Raw genomic sequence first — 7,938 nt, 5'->3', positions numbered from 1 at the left:
TCGCTGGCGATGCGTGATCGGAACGGTTATGCATATCTGCAGTTCACGGCAGGTGCGTGTAGAGGAGGGACTAGTGCCTACCGTGTCGGGGGTACTCCGCGTCACCACATAGATTCACCCCCTGACCAGGCACGACACGGTCAGGGGGTGATCTTGTAACCGGCGGTGACACCCAGGCTCAGGCGCCGTGCTTGACCGCCAGCACGTCGACCTCGCGGATGTCCGGTGCGGACGCGAGCAGGTCGGGGCCCACCTCGGCCAGCGCCGCGGGGATCTTGCCGGTGAGGTGCGCCCGCCGCGACTCCTCGTCGTCGAACGCGTCGAAGATGCCGAAGGTCGAGTCGTCGACCCGGAACGCGTACCAGACCCTGGTGCCGGGCTCGTCCTCGACGACGGCGCGGCCGATCTTCAGGAAGTCGGCCAGTTCCCCCTCCTTGCCCTCCGCCGCGGTGAGCAGGGCCAGTACTCCGAGTTCCAGCGTCATGACGTGATCTCCTCGTCGGTCGGTGCTTGGAGATCAAGTTAGGAGCCGGCCGCGTCCACCAGGAGTGGCGTAAACGACGATTCCAGTACCGTTTGCGACATGCGCATTGCGGTGGCGGCGGTGGATGGCGCGTTCGACTCCGGGCTGGCGGCGATCATGGACGTGTTCGGTGCCGCGAACGCGCTGAGTGCGCGTGAAGGCGGTGCGCCGCTCGTGTTGCCGACCGTGGTCGGTGCGGGGACGCAGGTCCGCACCGGCAACGGTCTGGTGCTGACCACCGTCCCGCACGCGGAGCTGCCGGAGCAGGACCTGGTCGTCATGCCCGCGGTGGGGTTCCGGGCGCCGGACGAGGTGGTCGCCGCCGTCCGCGACCCCGCCAACGGGTGGGTGCTGGAGCTGGCGCCGGCCGGGACCGCGCTGGCCGCCGCGTGCAGCGGCGCGTTCTTCCTGGCCGAGGCGGGTGTGCTGGACGGGCTGCGGGCCACGACGAGCTGGTGGCTGGGGCCCGCTTTCCGGCAGCGGTACCCGGCCGTCGCGCTGGAGGACTCCCGGACGTTGGTCAACGACGGCCCGGTGACCACGGCGGGGGCCGCGTTCGCGCACATCGACCTGGCGTTGTGGATCGTGCAGCAGCGCAGCCTCGACCTCGCCGACCAGGTGGCCCGCTACCTGCTGATCGGCGACCGGCCGTCGCAGGCGGCCTTCGCGCTGCCGACCCGGTTGGCGCAGGCGGACCCGCTCATGACGGCGTTCGAGCGGTGGGCGCGGACGCACCTGGCCGACCCGCCCGCACTGGCCGAGGCCGCTCGCGCCCTGGGCGTCAGCCTGCGGACGCTCCAGCGCACCGCCCAGGCGGTTCTGGGCAAGTCGCCGCTCGACTTCGTCCAGGACATCCGCCTCGACGAGGCCACGCACCTCCTGCGCACCACCGCGCTCAGCGCGGAGTCGATCGCCGGCCGGGTCGGCTACCGCAACGTCGGCACGTTGCGCGAGCTCGTCCGGCGACGGCGCGGGTCGACCCTCGAAGCGCTGCGGCACGGTCACCAGGTCGGGCGGGCCGTGACGCCGCCGTCCACCACGAGGTCGTGACCGGTGATCCACCGCGCCAGCTCCGAAGCCAGGAACACGCACGCGTCACCGACGTCCTCCGGCGTCCCCAACCGGCCCAGCGGCGCCGCAGCCTCCCAGCGCGCGACGCCGGAGGGCCAGTCCACCTCGATGCCCGGACGTGCGATCAGGCCGGGCGAGACGGTGTTCACGCGGATGCCGCGCGGGCCGTACTCCAGGGCGGCGGCGCGGGCGTGCATGATCAGTGCGGCCTTCGACGCGGCGTAGTGGGCGTGGCCGGGGGCCGGGGAGGTGCCCTCGATCGACGCGATGTGGGTGACCGAGCCGCCGGGCGGCAACATCCCGACGGCGGCCTGGGTGACGGCGAACGGGGCCGTGAGGTTGGTGTCCACAACGGACTTCCACTGCTCGACGGTCATGCCGGGCAACGGTTCCACGGGCTGCACCCCGGCGTTGTTCACCACCGCGTCCAGCCGGCCGTGCTGGTCGAAGGCGGCGGAGACCACACGCTCAGCCTCGTGAAGCAGGTCGCCGTCCACGCGACCGCGGTGGCGGACCACCAGCGCCCCGGCGGCCTCGAAACGGGACGCGATGCCCGCGCCCAGGCCACCACCGGAGCCGGTGACCAGCACGACCCTGCCGTTGAGATCGATCACGAGACGATGCCCTCCAGTCGCTCACGAAGCCAGTCGACGATCTCACCCCGGCCGGCCACGAACCCGTCCGAGCCGACGGAGTGGAACGAACCGCCCGACGCCCGCACGAGCACCGCGCCCGCCGCCACGTCCCACGGGTGCACGCCGAGGTTCGCCACCGCGTCCGCGCGGCCCGCCGCGACCCAGGCCAGCGCGAGGGCCGTCGAGTAGACGCGGCGGACGTCGGCCACCGAGAGCAAGTCGCCCAGCAGCTCCATCTCGCCGGAGTACGGGCTGCCGGGCAGCGGGATGTCGGTCAGCACCAACGGGCGTGGGGAGACACCGGGCGTGATCGTCAGGCCCGTCGAACGGACCGCGAAGGGCACGCCGTCGGCCGCCGTGAAGAGCTCGTCGCGGAACGGGTCCAGCACGCAGCCCGCCACGAAGGAGCCGTCCACCGCCGCGGCGACCGAGATGCACGACAGCGGGAGGCCGCGCACGAAGTTCCGGGTGCCGTCGATCGGGTCGACGTACCAGGTGAGGCCCCCGACGGTCGCCCCCAGCTCCTCGCCGACCACCGTCGAGCCGGGCGCGCCGGTGGTCAGCGCCTCGCGCAGGAACCGCTCCACCGCCAGGTCGGCCGAGCTGACCTGGTCGAACGCACCCTTGGGTGAGACGTCCACCTGCGCCGAGCGCAGCAACCCGGCGGCGTCCACGCAGGACTTCGCCGCCAGTGCCAGGAGATCCCGAGGAGTCACCGGGCCATTGTGATCGGTCACAAACACGACCGGATGACTCTGGGCAACGTCCTACCCGCGCCGGTGACGGATGCCACCACGATGAGCTGACCTGACAACGACGTTGGAGGATCGGAATGCGAATCGTGGCCGGGCTGGTGCTCGTGGCGACGTTGGTCGCCGGAACAACCACCGCGCAGGCGGACACGCTCGAGTACGTGGCGTTGGGCGACTCGGCGGCGGCCGGGCCGTTGATCCCCGGCCAGGACCCGGCGCTGTGGTGCCTGCGCAGCAGCGACAACAACTACCCGCGGATCGCGGCGAAGCTCCTGAACGCGCGGCTCACCGACGTCACCTGCTCCGGGGCGACGACGAACGACTTCGCGCAGCGCCAGTTCGGGTTCGTGCAGCCGCAGTACGACGCGCTGGAGCCCACAACCGACCTCGTGTCGATCACCATCGGCGGCAACGACGTCGGTCTGGTGCAGACCGCGCTGGGCTGCATCAACCTGCTGCCGGAACCCGTCGGCCTCTCGTGCAGGGACCGGCTCACCGCGGGCGGCACGGACCAGGTCGCGGCGAAGATCGCCCAGTGGGCGCCCGAGTTCGGTGCCGCGCTCGACGAGGTCAAGCGGCGTGCGCCGAGGGCCAAGGTCCTCGTCACCGGCTACGGCACCTACATCCGGCCCGGCGGCTGCTACCCGGTCCAGCCGATCTGGTCGCGCGACGCCGACTACCTGCAGGGCTCGGTGAACCTGCTCAGCGCGACCGCCAAGGCCGAGACGGCCAAGCGCGGCGCGACGTACGTGGACCTGGCCGCGGCCAGCGTCGGCCACGACACCTGCGCGAAGCCGTCCGACCGGTACCTGGAAGGGCTGGTCCCGACGACGATCGCGGCGCCGCTGCACCCGAACGCCGCCGGCATGGCCGCCTTCGGCGCTACGGTCGCGCGCGCCGCGCGGCCAGGGCAGCCGTCAGCAGCGTGACGTGCTCGATCCGCGTCGGGTCCAGGCCGGTCAGCTCGGCCACCCGCCGCAGCCGGTAGTCCACGGTGTTCGGGTGCACGTGCAGCTCCGTCGCGGCCGGTCGCCGGGACCCGCGGCGGAGGTAGACCTCCAGCGTCTGCACCAGTTCGCCGGTCAACGGCGTGACGATCGCGGCCAGCGGCTCCAACGCCGCGCTGGGCCGGGACAGCTGGTACTCCAGCAGCACGTCGGCCAGCCGGTACAGGCCGGGACCCGACCGCACCGCGACGGCCAGCACCTCGCGAGCGAGGGCGGCGGCGGCCGCGACCCCGGAGGGAGGGGCCGCGACCGCCGCCACCGTCAGGGGCACGCCGGCCGCCCGCGACACGTCCGCCACGATCCGGTCCAGCGGCAGGTCCTCGCCCGGCAGCAGGGCGAGGCCGCCGTCGGAACCGAGCGACGACAGCACCGGTTCGCGGCTGTGCCGTTCCAGCTCCGCCCGCAGCCGCCGCAGCTTCCGCCGGGACGCCACCGACGTGTCGACGGAGGTCAGCAGCTCGTCGGGGTGCGGCGGCACGTGCAGGGCCAGCACCACGACCGGGCCGGACGCCTCCGCGGTCCCGGAGAGCAGGTCGGTCAGCAGCGTGGCGCGCGCCGACCGCTCGAAGTCGAACATCGCCTGCCGCTCGTCCAGGTAGCCCGCGCTCACCACCGGAGTCACGAGCTGCAGGTAGCGCATGACCAGCGCGTTCAACGCCAGCACGTCGCCCACCTCTTCGGGCCGGGCCTCCGGCACCAGCGCCTCCCACACCACCTGGATGCCGACGTGGTACGCCGTCAGCACCACGTCGATGGGCACGCCCTCCTCTGCCCGCCGGGCCGCCGACTCGCGCAGGAACCTCAGGTCGTCCTCCGAGGGCAGCTCACCGGACGCCAGCACGGCGGCGAACGCGCGCAGGGTGTGCTCGGTGACCCGGTAGATGTCGCCGTCCAGCTCCTCCGCGGGCAGCTGGGCGTAGCTGGGCACGCGTTCCACCAGCGACGCGATCACCCCGCGCACGAACGACGGCATCTCCGCGACCAGCCGCGTGGCGAGCGGCCGGCCACCGATCACGAAGGACATCCGGTGATTGTGGCCGATCTACAGCTCGACCACCGTGCCGTCGGCGACCACCTCGACGCCCGCCGCGCGCAGCGAGGCCGACTCCGGGGACGACGGGTCGAGCAACGGGTTGGTGTTGTTGAGATGCGTGTAGATGCGCCGGACGTCCGGGAAGCGCTCCAGCAGCGGCAGGCTCTCCACGACCGGCAGGTGGCCCATGAACGCCTGACCGGACGCGCTGCCGGTGGCCGACCCCATCTCCGACCCCGCGTAGAAGGTGCCGTCGAGAAGCAGGCAGTCGGCACCGGCCACGACCTCGTCGAACCCGTCCGGCCACGACGCCAGGCAGGGCGCGTAGACCAGCACACCGCCGGAGGCCAGGTCCTCGAACGAGTACGCCACCACCCACGGACCATCCACAGTGGACGAACGGGCGTACTTCGGCCGCTTGTCGCTGACCGGGATCACGGTCACCCGCAGGCCGGCGACCTCGAACGAGGACTCCGCGGAACGCCACTCCAGCGGCGCATAGCCGTCAATCACGGTGCGCAGGTCGAACTGGTCCCGCAGCGCGTGCAGCACCGCGTCGGGCGCCCGCACCGTCAGGCCCGCACCTCCGCGCAACGTCAACAGACCTAGTGCGTGGTCGAGCTCGGCGTCGGTGAACAACGCGCCGCGCACCGGGGTGTCGCGCGGTCCGGGGCCGGGCGCCAGCAGGGGACACGCGGCGAGCTGCGTGCGGAGGTCCGGCGAGGCGTTGACCAGCCACCAGTCGGTGCCGTTGCCGGTGACCGCCAGGCAGTCCTGCGACCGTGCCGGCAGCTCCCCGGAACGGGCCCGCACGCACAACGAGCACGCGCAGTTCCACTGCGGGAAGCCACCACCGGCCGTGGTGCCGAGGAGGACCGCCTTCACCGCATCTTCCTCATCGCCATCGGGACAGCGGACGTCATCTCGGTCTCCAGGATCAGGTCCACAGTGGACCGCGCGGGCGACAGGGAGCAGACGGGATCGGTCGCGGCGGCGTCGCCGGTGAGCTGGAACGCCTGGCAGCGGCACCCGCCGAAGTCGACCTCCTGGCGCGGGCAGGACCGGCAGGGCTCCTGCATCCAGTCGAACCCGCGGAAGGCGTTGAACGACGGCGACGAGTGCCAGATGTCGTGCAGCGACGAGTCGCGCACGTTCTCGATCTCCAGAGAGGTGATCACCGTGGCCGCGGGGCAGGGGAGGACGTCACCGTTCGGCGCGACCGTGAGCTGCCGCGCACCCCACCCGTACATGCACGGCTTCGGGTGCGCCTCGTGGTAGTCGGCGATGACGTAGACGACCTCCATCCGCCCGCGCAGGCGTTCCCGGGCCGCGGCGACGACCGGGCCGGCGAGGGCGAGCTGGTCGCGGGTCGGCAGCAGCACGGACCGGTTGCGCAGCGCCCAGCCGTAGTACTGGGTGTTGGCGAGCTCCAGCCGGTCGGCGCCCATCTCCTCGGCCATCGCGATGATCCCGGCGACGTTGCCGAGGTTCTGCCGGTGCAGCACGGTGTTCACGGTCAGCGGCAGCCCGAGCTCGCGGATGAACGCCGCAGCTTCCACCTTGCGGTCGAACGCCTTGATGCCCGCGATCCGGTCGTTGCCGGCACGGGTCGCGTCCTGCAGCGACAGCTGCACGTGGTCGACGCCGCGCGAAGCGAGGTCGTGCAGGCGGTCGCGCGAGAGCCCGACTCCGGACGTGACCAGGTTGACGTAACAGCCCAGGCTGTCGGCGTGCGCGACCAGCGAAGGCAAGTCGTTGCGCAGCAACGGTTCGCCGCCGGACAGGTGGATCTGCAGGCAGCCCAGCGCACGCGCCTGGTCGAAGACGCGCAGCCAGTCGTCCGTCGACAGCTCGGCGTCCCGGCGCACCAGCTCGACCGGGTTCGAGCAGTAGCCGCACTGCAACGGGCACCGGTGCGTCAGCTCGGCCAGCAGGCCGAAAGGAGCCTCAGCCATCGACGTCCACCACCCTGCGCTCGACCAGGCGGACCACCAGCGACGCGACGTCCGAGGCCTCGACGCCGTCGTACTCGTCGGCCAGGGCGAGAGCGATGTCCCCGACGGACCTCGCCCCGTCGCACAGCGCCACAACGGAAGCAGCTGTCTCGTTCAGCACCAGCACACCCTCCGGGAACAGCACGACGTGCGCGGCGCGGACCTGGTCGTAGGTGCACTTCACCCCACGCCGGACGCGCGGCACGGCGTCGAGCTTCACGGTTTGCCCGAGTAGTAGTCGACGGCGTCCAGCAGGGCCCGCAGCACGTCGCACTTGAACGACAGCGCGGCGACGGCGGCCAGCTGTTGTTCGCGGGTGACCGAATGCTCGACGACGATGTCCAAAGTGGCCTGTCCCTCCCCGGCCACCGCGCGGATGCGGTGGGTGAAGTACGCGAAGCCCTCCTCGGCGATCCACGGGTACTGCTCCCGCAGCGCCGCCAACCGCTTGCGCATCAACGCACCCGAGAACATCTCGGTCAGGCCGGACGCGATCCCGACGACCCACGGCTGGGTGCGGGCGAAGTTCACGTAGGCGTCCACGGCGAAGCGGACGCCGGGCAGCACGTGCCGTTCGTCCAGCACCTCCTCCCGCGTCAGGCCGACGGCCTCGGCGAGCCGGATCCAGTTCTCGGCGCCGCCCTCGCCGGGTCGCGTGCCGTCGTGCCAGACGATCCGCTCGCGCCACTGGCGGCGGACGTCCGGCACCGGGCAGTTGGAGAGGATCGCGGCGTCCTTCTGCGCGATGCAGCGCTGGTAGTACCAGCGGTTCGCGGCCCACGACTGGAGCTCGTGCTTGCCCAGCAGGCCCGCGTGCATGCGTTCGTGGAACGGGTGGCCGTCCCAGTACCGGGGTGCGAGGGCGCGCAGCTCGCCGACGAACTTCGCGGGGGCAACGGCGGTCATGGAACTCCTCGGTCGAC

The 7,938-nt window shown here is 72.0% G+C and carries 10 protein-coding genes; 2 read left to right on the top strand and 8 right to left on the bottom strand.

The features are described 5' to 3' along the window. Window positions 1-178: 178 nt before the first annotated feature. Window positions 179-484, bottom strand: coding sequence for an antibiotic biosynthesis monooxygenase (locus VF330_RS35695; RefSeq protein WP_330856153.1), 306 nt, complete (start codon window positions 482-484; stop codon window positions 179-181). 99 nt (window positions 485-583) lie between these two features. Here VF330_RS35695 and VF330_RS35690 point away from each other — a divergent pair, with 99 nt between their 5' ends. Beyond that, on the top strand, window positions 584-1,573 hold the full coding sequence (locus tag VF330_RS35690; protein ID WP_330856152.1) for a GlxA family transcriptional regulator: 990 nt from the start codon (window positions 584-586) through the stop codon (window positions 1,571-1,573). Here the strand turns inward: VF330_RS35690 and VF330_RS35685 are convergent. Together VF330_RS35685 and VF330_RS35680 are read right to left on the bottom strand one after the other, a co-directional pair. After that, the gene (locus VF330_RS35685; RefSeq protein ID WP_330856151.1) at window positions 1,525-2,208 is read right to left on the bottom strand and encodes an SDR family oxidoreductase; all 684 of its coding nucleotides are present in this window, start codon (window positions 2,206-2,208) and stop codon (window positions 1,525-1,527) included. The two genes, VF330_RS35690 and VF330_RS35685, sit on opposite strands and share 49 nt — an antisense overlap. Beyond that, window positions 2,205-2,945 carry an inositol monophosphatase gene (locus VF330_RS35680; protein ID WP_330856150.1) on the bottom strand — a complete coding sequence of 247 codons (741 nt, stop codon included), beginning with the start codon at window positions 2,943-2,945 and terminating at the stop codon, window positions 2,205-2,207. Before VF330_RS35680 ends, VF330_RS35685 begins: the two co-directional genes overlap by 4 nt. Before the next feature lie 116 nt (window positions 2,946-3,061). Here VF330_RS35680 and VF330_RS35675 point away from each other — a divergent pair, with 116 nt between their 5' ends. After that, window positions 3,062-3,910: an SGNH/GDSL hydrolase family protein gene (locus VF330_RS35675; protein WP_330856149.1), complete on the top strand. Its 849-nt coding sequence runs from the start codon at window positions 3,062-3,064 to the stop codon at window positions 3,908-3,910. Here the strand turns inward: VF330_RS35675 and VF330_RS35670 are convergent. The 5 genes from VF330_RS35670 to pqqC are packed head-to-tail and all read right to left on the bottom strand — an operon-like array spanning window position 3,864 to window position 7,921. Then, entirely contained in the window at window positions 3,864-5,012 is a 1,149-nt protein-coding gene (locus VF330_RS35670; RefSeq protein ID WP_330856148.1) for a helix-turn-helix domain-containing protein, read from the bottom strand. The genes VF330_RS35675 and VF330_RS35670 overlap by 47 nt on opposite strands. 18 nt (window positions 5,013-5,030) lie before the next feature. Next, window positions 5,031-5,906 carry a pyrroloquinoline quinone biosynthesis protein PqqB gene (gene pqqB, locus VF330_RS35665; protein ID WP_330856147.1) on the bottom strand — a complete coding sequence of 292 codons (876 nt, stop codon included), beginning with the start codon at window positions 5,904-5,906 and terminating at the stop codon, window positions 5,031-5,033. After that, window positions 5,903-6,976: a pyrroloquinoline quinone biosynthesis protein PqqE gene (pqqE, locus tag VF330_RS35660; RefSeq protein ID WP_330856146.1), complete on the bottom strand. Its 1,074-nt coding sequence runs from the start codon at window positions 6,974-6,976 to the stop codon at window positions 5,903-5,905. The genes pqqB and pqqE overlap by 4 nt, the downstream gene beginning before the upstream one ends. Beyond that, window positions 6,969-7,235 (bottom strand): pyrroloquinoline quinone biosynthesis peptide chaperone PqqD, encoded by a 267-nt coding sequence (gene pqqD / locus VF330_RS35655; RefSeq protein ID WP_330856145.1) that lies wholly within the window; start codon window positions 7,233-7,235, stop codon window positions 6,969-6,971. Before pqqD ends, pqqE begins: the two co-directional genes overlap by 8 nt. Further along, window positions 7,232-7,921, bottom strand: coding sequence for a pyrroloquinoline-quinone synthase PqqC (gene pqqC / locus VF330_RS35650; protein ID WP_330856144.1), 690 nt, complete (start codon window positions 7,919-7,921; stop codon window positions 7,232-7,234). Before pqqC ends, pqqD begins: the two co-directional genes overlap by 4 nt. Window positions 7,922-7,938 lie beyond the last annotated feature (17 nt).

The organism is Lentzea sp. (assembly GCF_036380075.1).
Classification (GTDB): Bacteria; Actinomycetota; Actinomycetes; order Mycobacteriales; family Pseudonocardiaceae; genus Lentzea.
Note: the sequence above shows the minus strand (reverse complement) of the source record. Positions and strands in the feature narration are given on the sequence as shown.